Consider the following 19,525-nt stretch of genomic DNA (forward strand, 5'->3'; position numbering starts at 1 on the left):
TAGCCGGCTCACAGGTATTCAAGGCGCAGCTCCATGGTTTCCAGCTCACCTTCACCGGTTTGCACCAGCAATTGCTGGCGCAAGGTATGAAAGAGTGATTCGTGCCCACTGGCGAGCTCTTCTTGCGCCAAATGCCGGTATACGCGGCTAAGAATCTCATGCAAATGCTGCTGCAGGTGTAGCGCGCCCAGTGAGCAGGCTTTGTTCAGCGCTTCCACCAGTTGTTCGCGCGCGATATCAATCATGCCGCTGGCAAAATATACTTTGCCTAGTGTGAGCAAAGTACTGGCTTCGCCCCACAGATTGATGTGCAATCGGTTGATTTTTAGGGCCACCAACAGGCTCATTCGCGCTTTGTCATACTCGGCATTGAGCAGTTGAATCTGACCAATCAACGCGTATATTTCGGCTTCATTGCGATAGTTCTGATCGGCCTTAACCAGCGGTAGGGCGCCTTTGAGCACGACATGGGCTTCGGCTAGCTTTTGGCAGGCAATCAGATCCACCCCGATATTGATCAGAATCGCGGCTTGCAGGTGATAATCGTCCGAGCTGGCGGCTAGCTCTTCCGCCCGGCGATGGTGGGCGAGGGCGGATTCGAAATGCTCGCTCGCATAAAACAATTGCCCCATACCAATATGGGCTTTGATGCGGGTTTCAAGGCTGATGGCGCAATCGGGTAAAGTGAGGCAGCGGCGCCAGTAATCACTGGCGCGGCGGTAATCGCCCATGGTGTAGTAGGTGCGCCCCAGTGCTTGCAACTGCTCGCCTTCCTGCCGGCCAATGGGCGCGCGCGCCGCGATTTGGCCGACTTCCTGCAGATAATCCAGCACTTCGCTGTAGTTACCAAAGTCATACACGCAATTGGCCATTAGGCACAAAGCGCTGGCTTCCAGCTCTGGCAAATCGCGTTCGCGCGCCTGGTTGCGCACTTCTAGCGCAATCGCCAGGCTCTCGGTGCTTTGCGAGTTCAGCAGTTTGTGCGCCTTGGCCAATTGGCGGCGCAGATCAGCCTCTTGCATGCGATGATCGTAAGGTATGCGTGAAAGGCCAAGCATACCATTACACTTTTATTTTGCCCTGCCTGACTACGCGGCTGTGATCAAAATGGCACGGCAATCTTCGGGGCTAAGGTCTTGGGCTTCGCCTAGCCGGGTACGCTGATGGCGGATCAGTTGTTGCGCGACGCCATCGGCCGCAGTTTGCGCATCCAGCTGGTAGGCGCTGAGGCGGCAGGGTAGCCCCATCTGGGTGAAAAATGCTTCGGTGTGTTCAATGGCCGCCACGGCCACCACGGCATCATCACCGCTTAGCCCCCATACGCGGCGACCATATTGCGCCAGCTTGGCCATTTTGCTGGCTAAGCGATAGCGCCACAGCGCCGGCAGCACAATCGCCAGTGTTTGAGCGTGATCCAGCCCGAACAGCATGGTGAGCTCATGCCCCATGGCGTGCGTGGCCCAATCTTGCGGCTGGCCTAGCCCCACCATGCCATACAAGGCCTGATTGGCCGCCCACATCAAATTGGCCCGTGCGGCGTAATCAGTGGGCTCGGCCAAGGTCTGTGGGCCGATTTCGATTAAGGTTTGCAAAATGCCTTCGGCCAGCCGATCTTGCACCCGCGCGTCATTGGGGTAGGTGAGATATTGCTCGGTGGTGTGCACGAAGGCATCCACTACGCCATTGCCAACTTGGCGTGCTGGCAGGCTGTAGGTAAGGGTGGGATCCAAAATCGCCAGTTGGGGGAAGACCCGCGGATTTTTGAATGACAACTTATCTTGGGTGGCGCGGCGGGTAATCACCGCGGCGAAATTCGATTCCGAGCCTGTGGCCGGCAAGGTGAGCACTGCGGCAATTGGCAGCGCGCTGTGCAGTGGCGTGCGGTTGCCGATAATCAGCCAAGGGTCGCCCTGATGTGGTACGGCTGCCGCGACAAATTTAGCGCCATCAATGACCGAGCCGCCGCCGGCGGCCACGATGTAATCTAGTTTTTCCTGCCGCGCGAGCGCAACTGCGCGCAGCAAGGTTTCGTATTCGGGGTTGGGTTCGATTCCGCCAAATTCATGGCAGACCCGCTTACCCAGTGCCGCAATAATCTGGCTGTAGGCGCCGTTGCGCTTGATGCTGCCACCGCCATACAGCAGCAGTACGCGGGCATTAGCAGGCAGTAGCTGGCTCAGTTGCGCAATCTGGCCTTGGCCAAACTCAATGCGGGTTGGGTTGTGAAAACTAAAGTTGTTCATCTTAGCCTCACTGGGGTATCGATTTCAAAGGTACGACTATCTTAGCCCAGCTGCAGATACCGAGGCTAGGTATTATGTAACTGCTGCTCTAAGTCTTGCAGGCGGGCAAAAATCTCGGCCGAACCAAGCCGGTTGTAATGTTCCTGATACAGGCGCTGATGTTTCTCAGCCTGCGCGGGCTGGCCAGCCTGGCCATAGGCAATTGCCAAGGTGGCATGCACGACATGAACTTTGCTGGTGCATTCGTATTTCTGGCTTAGGCTCAAGGCCTCTTCAAACGCCGCAATGGCCGCGGCGAGATTGTCTTCGGCCATGGCGATTTTGCCGGTGACGATCTTCCAGCTGATTTCGCCCCAGGCCCAATAGCGATCCATACTATGGCCGCGCTCTAGCAGCGCGGTGACTTCCTCGAGTTTATCTTGCTGCAACAGCATCAGGGTGCGATAGCTGAGCGCTTCGCCAAGGTACTCCAGATGCTGTATCTGCTGGCAGATTTGTTCGGCTTCATCCAGCAAGGGCTGCGCTTCGGCATAGCGCCCCAGTTCGCAATAATCTGCGACCAGATTGATATACAGCCGGGCGCGCAGCTCCAGATCAATGCCCTCGTGCAAGTATTTTTGGGCGCTAAGATGGTGACGCAGGGCGTCTTCCGGCATATGGAAGGCAAAATACATTTGCCCCAAGGCGATAAAGGCATTGATGCGGGTTTCAACGCTAAAACCCCGATTGTCCAGATTCAGGCAATCACGCCAGTAGTCGATGGCGGTGCTGAAATCGGCGGTGGTGTAGTGGGCAATACCGAGGGTGTAAAGCAGATTGCCGCGCTCGGCTTCCAGATTTTCGGTTTCGGCGATCAGCAGCGTATCGTGCAGTAAGGTCGTGCCTTCATGAATCCGTCCAAACCCCATCAGCATTTCCACCTGCTGAAACATCACCTTCACCCGAAATGCCGCGGGCAGCTCGGTGGTGAGCATGGCCGTGGCCTCACAGGCAAGGCGCAAAGCTTCAGGTGGATCGGCATACATCAGCGCTCGGCTGCGCTCATAGCACTGCTGTATGGAGGTTAAGAGGTCTGACATGGTCGGTGTAAGCGAAGTAGATCGCTACGATAATCCTTTCTATGGGTAAGCTCAATAGGTATTTCAAAAAGCTGACAAAGGCGTGTGAACTACATCCGTCAGCGCCTTGGTGTGGGCGGCAGACAAAAAAACACCCCGAACGCGTCGGGGTGTTGTCATGCTATTTCTTAGCTTATGGCAGGGCTTTCAGCGCAGCCGAAGCCGGTTTGCTGAAGTTGTAGCCATCGTGTTTATCCCAGTTGATCGACCAGGTCATCACGCCGCGGTAGTCAGGGTAGGCTTGTTTTGGTTTAACCATGCCGCAGTTTTTCAGCTGGGTCAGACACGTCAGGGTGTCGTTCACCACTTGGCTGGTCACAAAGCCGGTGTTGGCTGAGCTACGGCCACTTGGTACGCCAAAGGCCACTTGATCAGGGCGCAGGCCTTTGAATTCCCAGCCGGTGCCGCCTACGGTTTTGAAGCCTTCGATCAGCATCAGCGAACCACCAACCAGACCATCCACGGTGCCTTCGTTCAGTGCGCCGTTAGAGTAAGGAGTCCACAGACCACCGTTGTTGTAGTACTGCACGTGAATGATGTTCAGATCATTGCGCAGACCATCGATGATCGGCAGGTAAGCACCCCAGATGCCCGAGTACGATACATAACCGCCTTGTACGTATGGATGCTCAGGTGCCATCGACAGGTAGAAGCTTGGACCGACTTTGGCTTTCAGTTGTTTCACCGCATCAATCAGGTTATTGATGATTGGGGTGCCCAGTACCACGCCGGCGCCACTTTCCAGATCCAGATCGATCCCGTCAAAACCGTATTTGGTGATGATGGCATGCAGGCTGTTAACAAAGTTAGTCACGTTTTCTTTGGTCGACAGGGTCATGCGACCTTCTTGGCCACCCAGTGACAACACCACCTTCTTACCTTGGGCGCGTTTAGCAGCCACATCGGCGATGAATTCGGCTTCAGTGCCGGCGTTTTTATCCAGATTGAAGGCCACCGCACCATTGCCGGCATCGTCGGCAAAGGAAATCATGATCACATCCCACTCGGCCGGTACATCGCGGATGCGGAAGGTATCGCCAGCTGGGTTGGTGAAGTTATGCCAGTAACCAATCAGCGCATGTTTTGGCAGGCCGTTTGGATTTGGTGTAGGCGTTGGGCCGACTGGTGTTGGGCTTGGGGTGATCGCTGGTGTTGGCGTAGCGGTCACAACCGGGGTTACCACTGGCGTTGGGGTGGCAGTCACGACAGGCGTGCTAGTTACCACCGGAGTTGGGGTGCTGGTCACCACAGGGGTATTCGTTGGTTTGGCGGTGACCACTGGGGTAGGCGTGGCCACTGTGCCGCTTACCAGTTTCCATGGGCCCCACTGCGCAGCACCAGGTACGTCGCCTTGTGTCCACCATTGGGCTTCATACACGGCGCCATTGTAGGATACGCGTTGGCCACCGGTGTACACCGTGGCTTTATCCCAGCCATTCACGCCCGCAACTGGCGTGGCGGTTGGGGCGCTGCTTGGTGCGGTGGTTGGGGCTGTAGTCGGTGCCGTAGTTGGCGCTACTGTCGGCGCCACGCTTGGCGCTGCAGTTGGTGCTGGGGTGGCTGAGCTATTGCCGCCTTCTTTCCACAGGGTTGGGGTCGCTGCTGGATTCCAGTTGGCACCCACATAAGCGGTGTGGGTCACCAGTGCGGTGTAGGTTTTGCCGTTGTAATCAACAACTGCGCCGGCGGTGTAGGTCGAGCCTTCCTGCCAAGTGGCGGCCTGAACGCCGGCCGCGAGCAGCATACCTGCCAAGAGGGCAGCCAAGCGGCTGCGATGCATCAAGGTGCGTACTTGCATTTGAAATCTCTCCATCCAGTTTTTATCTGTCAGCGGTGCGATATGACCGCAGGAAGCCCACTTGGTGTACCGGGCGATTCGATAGTAAGGGATGCAACGTAAGCTGACAATCCGGCCGGATGTAATTCTGTGCTGCGCACTACATGTTAGGGTTTGTTGATGTTGTATGCTGTTGTGCTATGGCGGGGTATATGCCTGAATGCAAATACCAATAAGCATTGCAGGGGTATACCTCGGTTGGAATGGGCAATAAAAAAGGGCAGCTAGGCTGCCCTTGGGTGGTGATCTAGATCACAGCTTAAACCGCTTTACCTTCGATGGCTTCGCGAATCACATCCATATGGTGTTCCAGATAGTGAATGCTGGTGCCGCCTTTGATGAATTCCTTGTCCAGCAACAATTGCTGGTGCAGTGGAATATTGGTCTTGATCCCTTCTACCACCATTTCCGACAGGGCGATGCGCATGCGGGCCATGGCCTGCTCGCGGGTATCGCCGTAAGTGATGATCTTGCCGATCATGCTGTCATACGTTGGCGGAATACGATAACCCTGATACACGTGGGAATCTACACGCACACCCGGGCCTCCTGGCGTATGCCATTTGGTGACCTGGCCGGGGCTAGGGATAAACTTCACGGCATCTTCCGCGTTAATCCGGCATTCAAACGAATGGCCTTTCAGCTTCACATCGTCTTGCGTGTAGCGCAGCGGCAGGCCTGCGGCCACGCGAATCTGCTCTTGCACAATGTCAATGCCGGTAATCATCTCGGTCACCGGATGCTCAACCTGCACACGGGTGTTCATCTCGATAAAGTAGAACTCGCCGTTTTCGTACAGGAACTCGAACGTACCCGCGCCGCGGTAACCGATCTGACGGCAGGCTTCGGCGCAGGCTTCGCCCACTTTGCGGCGCTGCTCTTCGGTTACGCCCGGAGCAGGGGCTTCTTCGATCACTTTTTGGTGACGACGTTGCATCGAGCAATCGCGCTCACCCAGATAGATGGCGTTGCCGTGCTGGTCTGCCAAGACCTGAATTTCGACGTGGCGCGGGGTCTGCAGGAATTTTTCCATGTAGACCATCGGGTTGCCGAAGAACTGATTGGCTTCCTGTTTGGTCAGCGCCACAGACGCGAGCAGATCTTCTTCCTTATGCACCACGCGCATGCCGCGGCCACCGCCACCGCCGGCGGCTTTAATGATGACTGGATAGCCTACTTCGCGCCCCAGCTTGAGAATGGCGGCTTCGTCATCCGGCAAGCCACCTTCCGAACCCGGTACGCAAGGCACGCCGGCTTTTTTCATTGCGTCTTTGGCGGCGACTTTATCCCCCATCACGCGGATCGATTCCGGACGTGGGCCGATAAAGACAAAGCCAGATTCTTCAACGCGCTGGGCAAAGTCAGCGTTTTCCGACAGAAAACCGTAGCCTGGGTGAATCGCTTGCGCGCCGGTCACTTCGGCGGCAGCAATCAGGGCCGGTACATTCAGGTAGCTTTGTGCTGACGGATTCGGGCCGATACACACCGATTCATCCGCCAGTTTGACGTATTTGGCTTCGCGGTCGATTTCAGAGTGCACAACCACGGTTTTAATGCCCATTTCGCGGCAGGCGCGCAAAATGCGCAGCGCAATTTCGCCGCGATTGGCGATCAGGATTTTTTCAAACATAGGTACTCCGGGTAGGGATAGGCCGAAAAGGCAAATCAATGCTTGATTTACCAGCCATACCCCACAGAATTAGCCAATGATAAACATCGGTTCGCCGTATTCAACCGGCTGACCATTCTCAATCAGGATCGCTTTGATCACGCCTGATTGCTCGGCTTCGATTTCATTCAGGAGTTTCATGGCTTCGATAATGCACAGCGTGTCGCCGGCATTCACGGTTTGGCCAACTTCAACAAAGGCTTTCGCGCCTGGGCTGGATGAGCGGTAGAACGTACCCACCATCGGTGATTTCTGGGTGAAACCATCGACTACCGGCGCTGCGGCTTCCGGCGCAGCAGCGGCAGGGGCCGCGGCGGCCGCAGGTGCGGCGGCTGGAACATGATATTGCATTGGGGCAGCTTGCACGTAAGCCGGATTGGCTACGCTGCGCGTGATGCGTACCTTTTCCTCACCTTCCGTGACTTCCAGTTCGGCGATGCCGGACTCTTCCACCAGATCGATGAGTTTTTTCAGTTTACGCAGATCCATTGATGCAATCCTCTCTGTTTAAGTTGGATGACTACAGCTCAGTGAGCTATTGGTGTTATTGGGTTTTGAGCTTGCTGATGGCAAAGTGCAGGCCAAACTGGTAGCCCTGAGGGCCCAGGCCGCAAATCACGCCAGCGGCAAGATCGGAAAAATAGGATTTATGCCGGAAGGCATCACGGGCGTGGATATTGGAGAGATGAACCTCTACAAACGGAATTTTCACGCCCGATAGCGCATCGCGCAGCGCGATGCTGGTGTGGGTAAAGGCGGCCGGATTAATCACGATGTAGCGAGTGCCGTCATCAAGACAAGCGTGAATGCGCTCGATGAGCTCGTATTCACGATTAGACTGGAAAGTTTCGACCTCGATGCCGTGTTCGGTACCTAAAGCGACAAGTTGTGCGTTGATCTGCGCCAGCGTCTGGCTGCCATAATGCTGCGGTTCCCGCAGCCCCAGCAGGTTCAGATTCGGGCCATGCAGAACCAGGATCTTGTCGCTCGCCGACATCATGCAATCCTTATATTCCCTTCGAATCGTCGGAGTTTGCCGCAACTTCGCCGAATTTGTCCAGAAAAAGCCGTGAATTTTTTTTAATTTCTGCTGTCTTACACCGGCCCAGGTGGCTTGCAATATTCTGTTACATCAGGATTGGCGCGGGTTACAAAGGGTTTCGCTGGTATAATTTACCCAGTGAATGTTACCGACCTTACAGAGTAGATTTCGATGCAGATTGCCGATTTTGATTACCATTTGCCTGAGCACCTGATTGCCCAGTTCCCGCCTACCGAGCGGGGCAAGAGTCGTTTATTGCATGTGAATGGCACGCAACTGGCGGATCATGTGTTTACCGAACTGCCGCAATTGCTCACGGCCGGCGATGTGCTGGTGTTTAACGATACCAAAGTGATCAAAGCCCGCCTGTTCGGCGAAAAAGCCAGCGGCGGCAAGATTGAGGCGCTGGTGGAGCGGGTGCTGGATCAACAGCATGCGCTGGCGCATATCAAGGCCTCGAAAGCCCCCAAGCCGGGCACCATGCTGCATTTTCAGGGTGGTTTTGTTGCCGAAATGCTGGAGCGGCAGCAGGATTTATTTAAGCTGAAGTTTCTGGGCGAGTTGAGCGTGTTGGAAGTGCTGGATGCCTCCGGCCGTTTGCCGCTACCGCCCTATATTACGCATGAGCCGGACGAAGAAGACGCCAAACGCTATCAGACCGTCTATGCGCGCGATCCTGGTGCGGTGGCAGCACCGACCGCAGGCCTGCATTTTACCGACGCGATTTTGGATGAGTTGCGCGCCAAAGGCGTGCAGGTGGAGTTTTTAACCCTGCACGTGGGCGCCGGGACCTTTATGCCGGTGCGCGTGGATAACATCGCCGAGCACACCATGCATCACGAGCGCTATGAAATTCCGCAGCGTACCCAAGAAGCCATTCGAGCAGCCAAAGCCAGCGGCCGGCGAGTGATTGCTGTGGGGACAACCTCATTGCGGGCGCTGGAAGCCTCATCGCAGCAGGGGCTGCTGGCCGAGCCCACGGGCGACACCAATATCTTTATCACCCCGGGTTATCAATTCAAAGTGGTTGACCGGCTGATCACCAACTTTCACTTGCCCAAATCGACATTGCTAATGCTGGTGTCGGCTTTTGCCGGCCACCAAACCATGCTGGATGCCTACCAGCATGCCATTGCGCATGAATATCGCTTCTTTAGTTATGGCGATTCGATGTTGCTGGAGCCGCAGACCGCGGCCTAAGGCAGGAAGCTGGCGCGCTCAATACAGGGCGTGCCAGCGATTGAAAATGGCTTTGTCTTCGCCGCGCTTTTGCAGCTCCGCCAGGCCCGCATCTAGCGCCCGTGTCCAGCGGCCGGCGTCTGGCAGTTTGGGGCTAAACGCCATGTAGAGCGCCAGATTATCAATCAGCCCCCAGTCGCTGATGCCGGCATGTTCCGCGTTATTCAGTAGTTTTTGCTGCGCCTGATAGGTGGATTGCGAAATCAGGATAAAGTCGATATTGCCTGCCGCCAGCCGGCGCAAGCTGGCTAGTTCGCTATGAGATTCGATCAGCTTGATGTCTTTTTGCAAAAACATCTTCTCGGGGTATTCGTAGCCAGCCGTTGTTCCAATTCGCTTGCCGGCCAATACCCCATACTCGGCGCTGGTTTTGGCTAATTTGCTATGCGCTAGTAGGTGCAATTTCACGTGCAGATAAGGTAGCTGCGGCCAGACAAACTGATTTTGGCGCTCGCTGGTTTTGGCCACGTTCAGTACTGCATCGTAGTGGCCCGCTTGGGTAAGTTTGAGGCAGCGGTTGTAGCTGCCGCTATCAATCGTAAAGGCCATGCGCTGCTGGTTGAGCGCAGCGCTAATCAGTTCGACCGAGGCACCAGCGGCTTGGCCTTGTTTGGCAAAAGAGTACGGCTTCCAATCGTTTTCGGCGCAAATGCGCAGGGTTTCACCCGCCCAGGTTGGCGAATTGACGAGGGCGCAAAAGCAAATGAGCGAAACCCAGTGGCGAGGCGAGTACATGTTTTCCCTAATAAGTGCCTGATTTAATTGGCATGTTCATTGTAGTGCATCGGCGTGAATCACCAATGAAAATCATCGCCTGTGCGGCATTTTGCGCTTGCCTTGGGCTGGCGCAGCCGTTAACCTTGCCGACTTGCGCCGGACTGTGTCTCTGGCCGCTTCTGATTGGAAATCAAGACCATGCATTACGAATTGAAAACCACCTCGGCCGGTGCGCGCCGCGGCACGCTCACGCTGAACCACGGCGTAGTTCAAACTCCAGTGTTTATGCCGGTGGGTACTTACGGCACCGTGAAGGCGATGACGCCGCGCGATCTGCACGAGATCAAAGCCCAGATCATCCTTGGCAATACTTTCCACCTGTGGCTGCGTCCGGGGCTGGAAGTGATCGAGCAATTTGGCGGCCTGCATCAATTTATGGGCTGGGATAAACCCATGCTGACCGATTCGGGCGGTTTTCAGGTGTTTAGCCTGGGTGCGATGCGCAAAATCACCGAAGAAGGGGTGAAGTTTCAAAGCCCGGTGAATGGCGACAAGCTCTTTCTGACGCCAGAAGAATCGATGCGCATTCAGAAAGTGCTGAATTCTGATGTGGTGATGATTTTTGATGAATGCACGCCATATCCTGCTGATCGCAAACAGGCCGGTGACTCAATGCGCCTGTCGCTGCGCTGGGCGAAACGCTCGAAAGATGAATTCGATCGCCTGCAAAACCCGAATGCCTTGTTCGGCATCGTGCAGGGCGGCATGTACGAAGACCTGCGGGATGAATCGCTGGCCGGCTTAAATGAGCTTAATTTCCACGGCATGGCGATCGGTGGCTTATCGGTCGGTGAGCCGAAAGAAGATATGGCGCGGATTTTGGCGCACACTGCGCCGAAATTGCCGGTGAATAAACCACGCTATCTGATGGGCGTGGGCACGCCGGAAGACCTGGTGTTTGGGGTGAGCCAAGGGATCGATATGTTCGATTGCGTGATGCCGACCCGCAATGCGCGCAATGGCATGCTGTTCACCCGCTATGGCAATGTCAAAATCAAAAACGCGCATTACAAAAAAGATCAGCGCCCGCTGGATGAAAGCTGCAGCTGCTATACCTGCCGCAACTTTAGCCGCGCCTATCTGCATCATTTATTCCGCAGTCAGGAAATTCTGAGCGCGCAGCTCAATACTATTCACAATCTGCATTACTATCAGGTGCTGATGCAGGAAATGCGCGATGCCATCGAGGTGGATCAGTTCCCGCAGTTTGTGGCCAAATTCCACGCGGATCGTGCCCGTGGTGCGGATTAATCGCTTACCGTCTGCACATCCAACCCGCCGCTGGCGGGTTTTTTTCTGCTGGTTGCCGGCTGGTAAAGCGGCCGTGCCAGCGCTATGGTGAAGCTGTGATTCACCCTGCTTAGCCCGCCATGCCATACTCTTCTGTGCAATTAGCCGAAATTCTTGGCGCTTTTTCCTACGCGCTAGACATGACCGAAGGGCAGCCGCAAGGGCATTGCGTGCGCTGCTGCTGGATTGGCATGCACATCGGCCGGCAATTAGGGATTGCCGAGCAAGCGCAGTGGGAGCTCTATTACACCCTGCTACTCAAAGATCTGGGCTGTAGCAGCAATGCAGCGCGCATTTGCGAGCTGTATCTCACCGATGATCAATCGTTCAAGCGCGACTTTAAGCTGGTGGGCGGTAATCTGGTGCAGGTGCTGGGTTTTGTATTTAGTCATACCGGTCAGCATGAAAGCTGGACGCGCCGACTGAATGCCATTCTCAATATCATGCGTAATGGCGATACGATTGCCAATGAGCTGATTCAAACTCGCTGCGACCGTGGTGCGCGCATAGCCCGGCAGCTACGCTTTCCCGAACCGGTGGCGCTAGGCATTCATTCGCTGGATGAGCATTGGGATGGCAGCGGCCGGCCGGAGCAACTAGCCGGTACGGCCATTCCCTTGTATGCGCGGATTGCGCTCCTAGCGCAAGTGGTGGATGTCTTTCATTTCTCGCATGGGCCCGCCGCCGCTTTGGCTGAAGTTGAGGCGCGTGCGGGCAGCTGGTTTGACCCCAATGTGGTGGCGGCTTTTCGCGAGGTAGCGGCCGACCCGTCGTTCTGGCGCATGCTAGCCGAGCCGATGATTGCCGAAGCCGTGCTGCAGCTCGAGCCTGCGCAGTTTAGCCTGCCGCTGGATGATGATTATATGGATGCCATTGCCTCGGCCTTTGGCCAAGTGGTGGATGCCAAGAGCCCCTTTACTGCTGGCCACAGCGAGCGGGTGGGCTTTTACGCCGAAATGATCGCGATTGAATTAGGGCTGGATGCACAGCAGCGGCAATGGATTCGCCGCGCAGCATTGCTACACGATGTGGGCAAGCTGGGCGTGAGTAGCGCGATTTTGGAAAAACCGGGCCGGCTCACCGCCGACGAATTCCTTGCGGTGCAACAGCATGCGCGACTGACGGAAGAGATTTTGAGCAAAATCGTGCATTTTCGTGATCTGGCGCGGGTGGCCGGCGCCCACCATGAACGGCTCGATGGGTGTGGTTATCCGCGTGGGCTCGCGGCGGACGAGATCGCGCTGGAAACCCGCATTATCACCACCGCTGATATTTTCGATGCCATCAGCGCCGAGCGCCCCTACCATCCGGCCAATACGCCCGAACATACCCTGCACCTGATGCAACAAATGGTGGGCGATGCGCTCGATCCGCTGTGCTTTGCCGCCTTGCAGCAAGTGGTGGAGCGCGAGCTGGCCGGGGAGGGCGCCGCCACTGCAACCTGAGCGCCACAACGCGCACTATCCTTCGTGACAGTTTGATGTAGGTCAAAGGCCGTTTTGTCGGGCTGGGCAGTATGCAGGCTTGAGCGACTGGAGATTACAACAATGAGCAAACTGATCGAATGGAACGATGCCCTGTCGGTCGGCATTCAAGAAATCGACGAACAACATAAAGTACTGGTGGATTTGCTGAACGAGTTGCACGACGCCATCCGCCAGCATCATGGCCGCGAAGCTTCGGTAGAAATATTAGGGCGGCTGGTGGATTACACCCGCATTCACTTTGCGGTGGAAGAGAGCCTGATGCGGATTTTGGGCTACCCCGAGTATGAAACCCATAAAGGTCATCACGAAGATTTGATCAGCCAGGTGAATACCTTGCAGCAGCGGATGCGGGAAGGTGAGGCCATTACCTTTGAATTGCTGCATTTTCTGCGCAACTGGCTCACCCATCACATCATGGAAGGCGATCAGCGCTATGTATCGCACTTCTTGTCGCGCGGCGTACAGAAAACCTGGGAAAAGAAAAGCTGGTTTGGCCGGCTGTGGTCGTAAGCCCGAGCGTCGGCTAGCCGGAATGCCGTGTTAGCCTTGCGTGCAGCGACTCTGGTGGAGGCGTGTTGCGGGCACGGTTTAAATTGGAAGAGGTGCGCCAGATACATGCTCATGTATCTGGCTGCAGGCTAGATCAGTATTTGCGTGTAGCCACATACTCCCCAGCGTGGGCGGCAAAAAAATCAGCAGTGCTGGGGTAACGCAGCCGCCAGCGTAGTTCACGCTTGGCGCGCTGATTGCTGAGCTGCCGTGATTCATTTAAGTACGACAGCATGGTGGGCGAGAGCTGGGTTTGCGCCTCGGCGCGGCTGATGCGCGCGACGCGCGGCAGGCCGGTAAAGTCGGCCACCTGATCAAACCATTCCCCCATCGTATGGGGCGCATCATCGACGATGTTATAGCTGCGCAGCGGTCGGCCGCGAAACAGCGCCAGCACCATGGCCTGTGCCAGATCGGCGGCATGAATATGATTACTGAGGCTGTCCTCGCTGGCCACGATGCCTGGTTCGCCACGGGCCAGCCGCGCGGTGGGTAAACGATCGAGGGCGTAAATGCCCGGCGCGCGTAGCAGGCTCACGTGCAATGGGCGGCCTGCGCGGCCTTGTCGGCGAGCGGCAGCGCGCCAGCTTTGCTCGGCCCATTGCCGGCGGCGGGCGCGTACGGTGCGCGCTAATTGCCGGCTACTCTCGGTGAGCCAGCGACCCTGATGATCGCCATACACACCGCTGGTGCTGATGTAAACGGCGCGGCGGGGGGGCTGTGCTAAAATCGCCCTTTGGCGATGCGGCGTGCGTGGTGCCTGGCGGCCTTGCCGCGGGCGTAGTAAGGCCGCGAGCAAGTGCTGGGTGCGTGGTTCACCAGCCGCTTCGGCCGGCGGAGCACTATGTAGCCAGTAATCGGCCAGCCCAGCCAGGCGGCGCAAGGTACGCGGGTGATCCAGATCCGTGCGAATTGGATACACGCCTAGGGTATTGAGTGCTAGCGCTTTATCTGCGCTGCGTGCCGTGGCATACACCTTGAAACGACGTTGCAGCCATGGGAGAGCCCGCTGCACAACATCGCCACAACCAATGATTAACAAGCGTTTTTTTCGCACTTGTCGGACATCCAGAAATAATGAGTAAACAACTTATCATCGAACCATCAGGCCAGCAACTGAGTGTGTTTGACGGCGAGACCCTGCTCGACGCCGCGATGCGTGAGGGGTTCAACATGCCGTATGGCTGCAAGAATGGCTCCTGCGGCGCCTGCAAAGGCAAAGTATTGCAAGGCAAGGTCGTGCATGGCGATCATTCGCCCACGGCGCTCACTGCCGCCGATCAGGCCAATGGGCTGGCGCTTTTTTGCTGCGCCACCCCGGTGAGCGAACAGGTGAGCATCGAATGCCGCGAAGTGGCGGCCACCAAAGACATCCAGATCCGTACCTTGCCCACCCGGATTGAGAAAATTAACAAGGTTTCGCACGACGTGGCCGTGCTGACGCTCAAACTGCCATCGACCGAAAAACTGGCCTTTCTGGCCGGGCAGTATATTGATATTCACACCAAAACCGGCAATAAGCGCAGCTTTTCTATTGCCAATTCGCCCGCCCAAGAAGGCTTTTTAGAATTGCACATCCGCAAAGTGCCGGGCGGCGAGTTTTCCAGCTATGTGTGGGATACGCTGCAAGAGCGGGAAATCTTCCGCTTCACCGGCCCGCTTGGCAGCTTCTTTTTGCGTGAAGATTCTGACAAACCGATCATTTTTGTCGCCACCGGCACCGGTTTTGCCCCCATCAAAGGCATGCTTGAGCACGCCTTTGCGCAAAATATGCAGCGCGAAATGGTGCTGTACTGGGGCTGCCGCTCGCTGCATGACCTCTATATGCCTGAGTTGCCAGCGCAGTGGCAGCAGCAATACCCCAACTTCAGCTTTATCCCGGTCTTGTCTGAGCCTAAAGCAGAAGACCAATGGACAGGCCGTACGGGGCTAGTGCACGAAGCGGTATTGGCCGACTTTCCTAAGCTCGATCACTATCAAGTCTATGCCTGCGGCGCGCCGGTCATGGTAGAGGCGGCAGTGAATGCTTTTGTGGCTCACGGCTTACCGACAGACGAGTTTTATTCCGACGCGTTTTTTAGTAGCCAGCAAGTGAAGTAAACCTTTGCGCGGAAGTTGAGTGCGGCAGGGCTTGCGGATGAAGCTCAGTCGTGTATAATGCGCAGCTCTTAGCCGATGTAGCTCAGTTGGTAGAGCACCTGACTTGTAATCAGGGGGTCGCGAGTTCGATTCCTGCCGTCGGCACCAGTATAATCAAAGGGTTAGCAAGCAATTGCTAACCCTTTGTCATTTGCGCAACGCAATTTCAACTCACTTACCTGTCACACCTCCAAGCAAACCACCATAAGCAATAGCAAACGCCTGCGTTGGCATCGGCATGACTGCGTGTTCGCCCATCTATCGGCGAAGTTCAGTGTTGTCGCAGCAATGCTACATCTATTTTGTTGCCAGTTTCTGCCCGCTCTTCTGGCTTGTTATTTCGAAAATCCAAGTGGATCTAGCGATCAACAAGCTGATTTAATTGAAGAAATTAAGTAGTGGCTGTGTCGCGGATCCGACTCCTACTGCTTCGGAGACGAAGATGGCCAGTATCATTGAACGTATTACTAAAACAGATAAGAAGAAGTGTCAGGATTATGTGCGTGTTAAAGGTCAGCCTCCGCAGACCGCCACATTTGATCGAAAAACTGATGCTAAGGAATGGTCTGCGCGGACTGAAACACAACTCCGCCAGGCTTTGTTGCACAAATCAGCGGCACTACGCCGCTGATTTGTGCAACAAAGCCCTGTAGATGCAAACCAAGCGCAGCGGAGGAGGGCTCTGCGAGAAGAACTGTGTACAAACCTGTGTACAGCAAAAAACGCAGTCTAATTGATGGTGGTGGGTGTAGAAATGAAAAAAGCCGTTAAACTTTTGAAGTTTAACGGCTTTTTGGCATTTGGTGCCCAGGGTCGGACTCGAACCGACACACCTTGCGGCGGGGGATTTTGAGTCCCCTGCGTCTACCATTTCGCCACCTGGGCCAAAGCAGAGGGGCGGATTATACCGAACTGTGCGGGCTTGGCAAGAGGCGCGGGCTAAATCAGGCTGCGGCGCGCAGGCTGTCGCGCAGTTCTTCGAGGGTAATGCCGCTTTGGGCCAGCATGGTTTGTAGCTCGCCAGCGAGTTCACGCTTCTTTTTTAGGCGCTGGATTTTATCGGTGATGGTTGGGGTCGGCGCCGGGGCCGGGCTCGCGGGTTGCGGGCTCACTAGGCCGCGTTCTGCCGGGGTCAGAAACAGTGTTTCTGGATGCGGGAGGGCAGCAGGCATGGTCAGGCAACTTCCTTGTCAGTCTTCGGGCGCGGGATGCGCACGTTGTAAGTTAAAGATGCCGGTAAATGCTTACAAAATCAAGGCCGCTGAGCGGAATTTTTAATACCCTGTTGTGGTATAAGTTGCTAGCCATTTCTAATAAAGGGTTTCGAGCATATACCCATTAATAATATTTGTAAGAAATGGCCTAAAACGGCGGACGAACGGTAGATTGCAGTTGGCCGGCTGGCCAGCGCAGCGTGGTAGGAGGGTCTTGCTGCAGAGCTTGTAATAAATTTTGCAGCCGGTATTCGATGTCGTGCTGGCTTAAACCGTGGGTTTCGTGCAGCAAAATGGCGGCTTCCAGGCAGATCATGCCCTCGGCAATCGGCGCCCAGGCCAGATGCTCGTCAGTGGGGCCTTGCCAGCGCCAATAGGCGATTTCACTTTGCGCGCATATCAGTACCCGATCGCGCGGTTGGGCGCTCAGCCAAGCGAGTGCGGCATCGGCCAGCGCCAGATAATGTGCCCACGCGTGCTGGGTGTCGGTGTCCATCTCGGCGGCGGGGTCAAAAGGATCGAGCATGCGAATACAAAGCGGCGAAAAGCTGCCATCATACCGCAAAATAATCTGGGAGCTTGAGCATGGCGGTACGTGAGATTGTGCGCATGGGGGATCCGCGCTTGCAGCGGCAGGCGCAGCCGGTGACTGAATTTGCTACTGCGGCGCTAAGTGAGCTGATTACCGATTTGCAAGACACCATGCAGGCGCAAGGCGGGGTCGGGATTGCCGCGCCACAAATCGGGGTGGATTTGCAGGTGGTGATCTTTGGGCTGACGCGCAGCGAGCGCTACCCGGAGGCGGAAAGTGTACCGTTTACGGTGCTGATTAATCCGCAGCTCACGCCGCTGGGCGAGGAGGAAGTGCTGGGCTGGGAAGGCTGCTTATCGGTGCCGGGCCTGCGCGGCGAGGTGCCGCGCTGGGCGCAATTGCGTTATCAGGGCTTTGATCAATTTGGTGTGCCGATTGATCGTACGGTGAGCGGCTTTCACGCCCGGGTGGTGCAGCATGAATGCGATCATTTGTGGGGCGTGCTCTACCCGCAGCGGATTCGGGATCTGCAGCGCTTTGGATTTACCGAGGTGTTGTTTCCAACGCGGCCGGATTAAGGGTATCTGGCTGCAGGCAAGGAATTAAAAGGCCTTCGCGGCAATACCCTAGCCACCGGCCAGCTTTACGGTAAACCGGGTGGCCAAACTTTTGGCCAAAAGCTCGCGATGATCGCCCTGAATTTCAATCACACCGTCTTTCACGGTGCCGCCAGTACCGCACTGGTTTTTCAGCGTTTTGGCCAGCGTAGCGAGCTCGAGCGCATTGAGCGGTACACCGCGTATCACCGTCACCTGTTTGCCGCCGCGACCTTTGCTTTCGCGGCTGATGCGTACAATGCCATCGCCGGCCGGTACCGCGCTTTGGGCTTGCGCGCGGCATTGGCAGGCGTTGCTGGCTTGCTGGCAGCTGGGGCAGATGCGGCCGTGTTCGGTGGAATAAACGAGCGTGCTGGATTTCATCACTGGCTGAGCTAGACTGGGCGACTTGGGAAAGGCGTATTGTACGGCGCAGGAGGGGTGATGCCGCAAGTGCAATTTTTCTGGCCAGGGCTCGTGCCGCTTAGCGTCGAGGTGCCGGCAGGCACGCCGCTGATTGAGGTGGCGCGCGAGCTTACCCGCGCTGGCCGCTTGCCGTTGGCTTGGCGCTGTGGGCAGGGTACTTGTGGCACTTGCCAGATCTATATTGCCCACGCGGCGAGTGGTGGCTGGATCAGCCTGAGCGGCAAAGAGCGCAATGTGCTGGTGCGGCACGCGCGCATGCCACTCAATTTACCGCTCACGATTTTAGATACGCCGCAGCAGGTGCGGCTGGCTTGCCATTATCGGGTTGAATACGATGTCTGCGTCTACCCGCAGCCTTTACCTATTCAGGGTATACGTCTGCAGGTCAATCAAAATAATGATGACCTGCCTATACCCATGATAGATTAAACCGCGACGGGCGCTTTGATGGCCGGGTAGGGATCGTAGCCTTCCAGCGTGAAGTCTTCATATTCAAAACTGAATAGATCGGTTTTGGCTGGGTTCAGTTTGAGCTGCGGCAGCGCGCGCGGTGTGCGGCTGAGTTGCTCGCGCACTTGCTCGAAATGATTGCGGTAAATGTGGCAATCGCCGCCAGTCCAGATGAATTCGCCCGGTTGCAAGTCGCACACTTGCGCCAGCATCAGCACCAGCGTGGCATACGAGGCGATATTAAATGGCACGCCTAAGAATAAATCTGCGCTGCGCTGATACAGCTGGCAAGAGAGCTTGCCGCGCTGATCAGCCTCGCCCGGCTGCGCGGGGGCGACATAAAACTGGAAGAAGGCATGGCACGGCGGCAGGGCCATATTGTCGATTTCGCCCACGTTCCACGCCGACACAATAATGCGCCGCGAATCAGGGTTGTGTTTGAGCTGGTCGATCACTTGGCTTATCTGGTCGATATGCCGGCCATCGCGGGTGGGCCAGCTGCGCCACTGGTAGCCATACACCGGACCCAGCTCGCCCGTTTCAGAGGCCCACTCATCCCAAATGGTTACGCCACGTTCTTGCAGCCAGCGCACATTGGTGTCACCGCGCAAAAACCACAGTAATTCGTTGATGATCGATTTCAGATGCGTTTTTTTGGTGGTCACCAGCGGAAAGCCATCGGCCAGATTAAAGCGCATCTGGTAGCCAAACACCGATACCGTGCCGGTGCCGGTACGATCTTCTTTCCCGACGCCATGATCCAGGACATGTTGCAAGAGTTCGTGATATTGGCGCATGGTGGGCATTCCTTTGAATGAGCAGGAAAACAAGCGCCAGCGGTTTTGAGCGCTGGCGCAAATCAATCTATGGCTATTGTACCGTGCTAGGCCTGCTTTGGGGATGCGGGCATCCCCGGC

At 56.2% G+C, this 19,525-nt stretch carries 21 protein-coding genes and 2 tRNA genes; 9 read left to right on the forward strand and 14 right to left on the reverse strand.

Features of this window, described 5'->3' with window-relative positions:
- Nucleotides 1–8: 8 nt before the first annotated feature.
- From QV747_RS00950 to aroQ, 7 genes are all read right to left on the reverse strand, one after another.
- Entirely contained in the window at nt 9–1,022 is a 1,014-nt protein-coding gene (locus QV747_RS00950) for a lipopolysaccharide assembly protein LapB (RefSeq protein ID WP_273428329.1), read from the reverse strand.
- Between the two features lie 66 nt (nt 1,023–1,088).
- Entirely contained in the window at nt 1,089–2,243 is a 1,155-nt protein-coding gene (locus tag QV747_RS00955) for an iron-containing alcohol dehydrogenase (protein ID WP_273428325.1), read from the reverse strand.
- A 65-nt stretch (nt 2,244–2,308) separates the two neighbouring features.
- Entirely contained in the window at nt 2,309–3,322 is a 1,014-nt protein-coding gene (locus QV747_RS00960; RefSeq protein ID WP_273428322.1) for a tetratricopeptide repeat protein, read from the reverse strand.
- 172 nt (nt 3,323–3,494) lie between these two features.
- Entirely contained in the window at nt 3,495–5,159 is a 1,665-nt protein-coding gene (locus tag QV747_RS00965) for a chitinase (RefSeq protein WP_273428320.1), read from the reverse strand.
- A 298-nt stretch (nt 5,160–5,457) separates the two neighbouring features.
- Entirely contained in the window at nt 5,458–6,828 is a 1,371-nt protein-coding gene (gene accC / locus QV747_RS00970) for an acetyl-CoA carboxylase biotin carboxylase subunit (RefSeq protein WP_028448785.1), read from the reverse strand.
- A gap of 69 nt (nt 6,829–6,897) precedes the next feature.
- Nucleotides 6,898–7,356, reverse strand: coding sequence for an acetyl-CoA carboxylase biotin carboxyl carrier protein (gene accB / locus QV747_RS00975; protein ID WP_047395367.1), 459 nt, complete (start codon nt 7,354–7,356; stop codon nt 6,898–6,900).
- 55 nt (nt 7,357–7,411) lie between these two features.
- Complete coding sequence (gene aroQ / locus QV747_RS00980; RefSeq protein ID WP_028448787.1) at nt 7,412–7,864, reverse strand: type II 3-dehydroquinate dehydratase; 453 nt, start codon at nt 7,862–7,864, stop codon at nt 7,412–7,414.
- Nucleotides 7,865–8,080: 216 nt separating this feature from the next.
- Between aroQ and queA the strand changes: the two genes are divergently transcribed.
- Entirely contained in the window at nt 8,081–9,109 is a 1,029-nt protein-coding gene (gene queA / locus QV747_RS00985; protein WP_273428313.1) for a tRNA preQ1(34) S-adenosylmethionine ribosyltransferase-isomerase QueA, read from the forward strand.
- An 18-nt stretch (nt 9,110–9,127) separates the two neighbouring features.
- Here the strand turns inward: queA and QV747_RS00990 are convergent, their stop codons facing one another.
- Nucleotides 9,128–9,883 (reverse strand): ABC transporter substrate-binding protein, encoded by a 756-nt coding sequence (locus QV747_RS00990; RefSeq protein WP_273428310.1) that lies wholly within the window; start codon nt 9,881–9,883, stop codon nt 9,128–9,130.
- A 180-nt stretch (nt 9,884–10,063) separates the two neighbouring features.
- Here QV747_RS00990 and tgt point away from each other — a divergent pair, with 180 nt between their 5' ends.
- From tgt to QV747_RS01005, 3 genes are all read left to right on the forward strand, one after another.
- Complete coding sequence (gene tgt, locus QV747_RS00995; protein ID WP_028448790.1) at nt 10,064–11,176, forward strand: tRNA guanosine(34) transglycosylase Tgt; 1,113 nt, start codon at nt 10,064–10,066, stop codon at nt 11,174–11,176.
- Between the two features lie 119 nt (nt 11,177–11,295).
- Nucleotides 11,296–12,660, forward strand: coding sequence for an HD-GYP domain-containing protein (locus QV747_RS01000; protein WP_273428307.1), 1,365 nt, complete (start codon nt 11,296–11,298; stop codon nt 12,658–12,660).
- A 102-nt stretch (nt 12,661–12,762) separates the two neighbouring features.
- Nucleotides 12,763–13,212 (forward strand): bacteriohemerythrin, encoded by a 450-nt coding sequence (locus QV747_RS01005; RefSeq protein ID WP_028448792.1) that lies wholly within the window; start codon nt 12,763–12,765, stop codon nt 13,210–13,212.
- A gap of 133 nt (nt 13,213–13,345) precedes the next feature.
- On the opposite strand, the gene QV747_RS01010 is transcribed toward QV747_RS01005, so the two are convergent.
- Nucleotides 13,346–14,266, reverse strand: a complete 921-nt coding sequence (locus QV747_RS01010; RefSeq protein WP_273428305.1) for an NAD-dependent epimerase/dehydratase family protein — start codon at nt 14,264–14,266, stop codon at nt 13,346–13,348.
- A gap of 62 nt (nt 14,267–14,328) precedes the next feature.
- On the opposite strand from QV747_RS01010, the gene QV747_RS01015 reads away from it, so the two are divergent.
- From QV747_RS01015 to QV747_RS01025, 3 genes are all read left to right on the forward strand, one after another.
- Nucleotides 14,329–15,351: a CDP-6-deoxy-delta-3,4-glucoseen reductase gene (locus QV747_RS01015; RefSeq protein ID WP_273428303.1), complete on the forward strand. Its 1,023-nt coding sequence runs from the start codon at nt 14,329–14,331 to the stop codon at nt 15,349–15,351.
- Nucleotides 15,352–15,422: 71 nt separating this feature from the next.
- Nucleotides 15,423–15,498, forward strand: a tRNA-Thr gene (locus tag QV747_RS01020).
- Nucleotides 15,499–15,832: 334 nt separating this feature from the next.
- Nucleotides 15,833–16,021 carry a hypothetical protein gene (locus QV747_RS01025; protein WP_273428301.1) on the forward strand — a complete coding sequence of 63 codons (189 nt, stop codon included), beginning with the start codon at nt 15,833–15,835 and terminating at the stop codon, nt 16,019–16,021.
- Between the two features lie 170 nt (nt 16,022–16,191).
- Here QV747_RS01025 and QV747_RS01030 read toward each other — a convergent pair.
- From QV747_RS01030 to QV747_RS01040, 3 genes are all read right to left on the reverse strand, one after another.
- Nucleotides 16,192–16,275, reverse strand: a tRNA-Leu gene (locus QV747_RS01030).
- Between the two features lie 59 nt (nt 16,276–16,334).
- Nucleotides 16,335–16,562 (reverse strand): hypothetical protein, encoded by a 228-nt coding sequence (locus QV747_RS01035; RefSeq protein WP_028448794.1) that lies wholly within the window; start codon nt 16,560–16,562, stop codon nt 16,335–16,337.
- Nucleotides 16,563–16,752: 190 nt separating this feature from the next.
- Nucleotides 16,753–17,130 carry a hypothetical protein gene (locus tag QV747_RS01040; protein WP_273428298.1) on the reverse strand — a complete coding sequence of 126 codons (378 nt, stop codon included), beginning with the start codon at nt 17,128–17,130 and terminating at the stop codon, nt 16,753–16,755.
- Between the two features lie 59 nt (nt 17,131–17,189).
- Here QV747_RS01040 and def point away from each other — a divergent pair, with 59 nt between their 5' ends.
- The gene (def, locus tag QV747_RS01045; RefSeq protein ID WP_273428295.1) at nt 17,190–17,714 is read left to right on the forward strand and encodes a peptide deformylase; all 525 of its coding nucleotides are present in this window, start codon (nt 17,190–17,192) and stop codon (nt 17,712–17,714) included.
- Between the two features lie 48 nt (nt 17,715–17,762).
- Here def and QV747_RS01050 read toward each other — a convergent pair whose 3' ends face one another.
- Complete coding sequence (locus QV747_RS01050; protein ID WP_273428293.1) at nt 17,763–18,116, reverse strand: translation initiation factor Sui1; 354 nt, start codon at nt 18,114–18,116, stop codon at nt 17,763–17,765.
- A gap of 60 nt (nt 18,117–18,176) precedes the next feature.
- Here QV747_RS01050 and QV747_RS01055 point away from each other — a divergent pair, with 60 nt between their 5' ends.
- Entirely contained in the window at nt 18,177–18,587 is a 411-nt protein-coding gene (locus QV747_RS01055) for a 2Fe-2S iron-sulfur cluster binding domain-containing protein (protein WP_273428291.1), read from the forward strand.
- Here the strand turns inward: QV747_RS01055 and QV747_RS01060 are convergent.
- Entirely contained in the window at nt 18,584–19,405 is an 822-nt protein-coding gene (locus QV747_RS01060; RefSeq protein WP_047394063.1) for a thymidylate synthase, read from the reverse strand. The two genes, QV747_RS01055 and QV747_RS01060, sit on opposite strands and share 4 nt — an antisense overlap.
- Nucleotides 19,406–19,525: the final 120 nt, after the last annotated feature.

Source organism: uncultured Chitinibacter sp. (genome assembly GCF_945957625.1).
Taxonomy (GTDB): Bacteria; Pseudomonadota; Gammaproteobacteria; order Burkholderiales; family Chitinibacteraceae; genus Chitinibacter; species Chitinibacter tainanensis.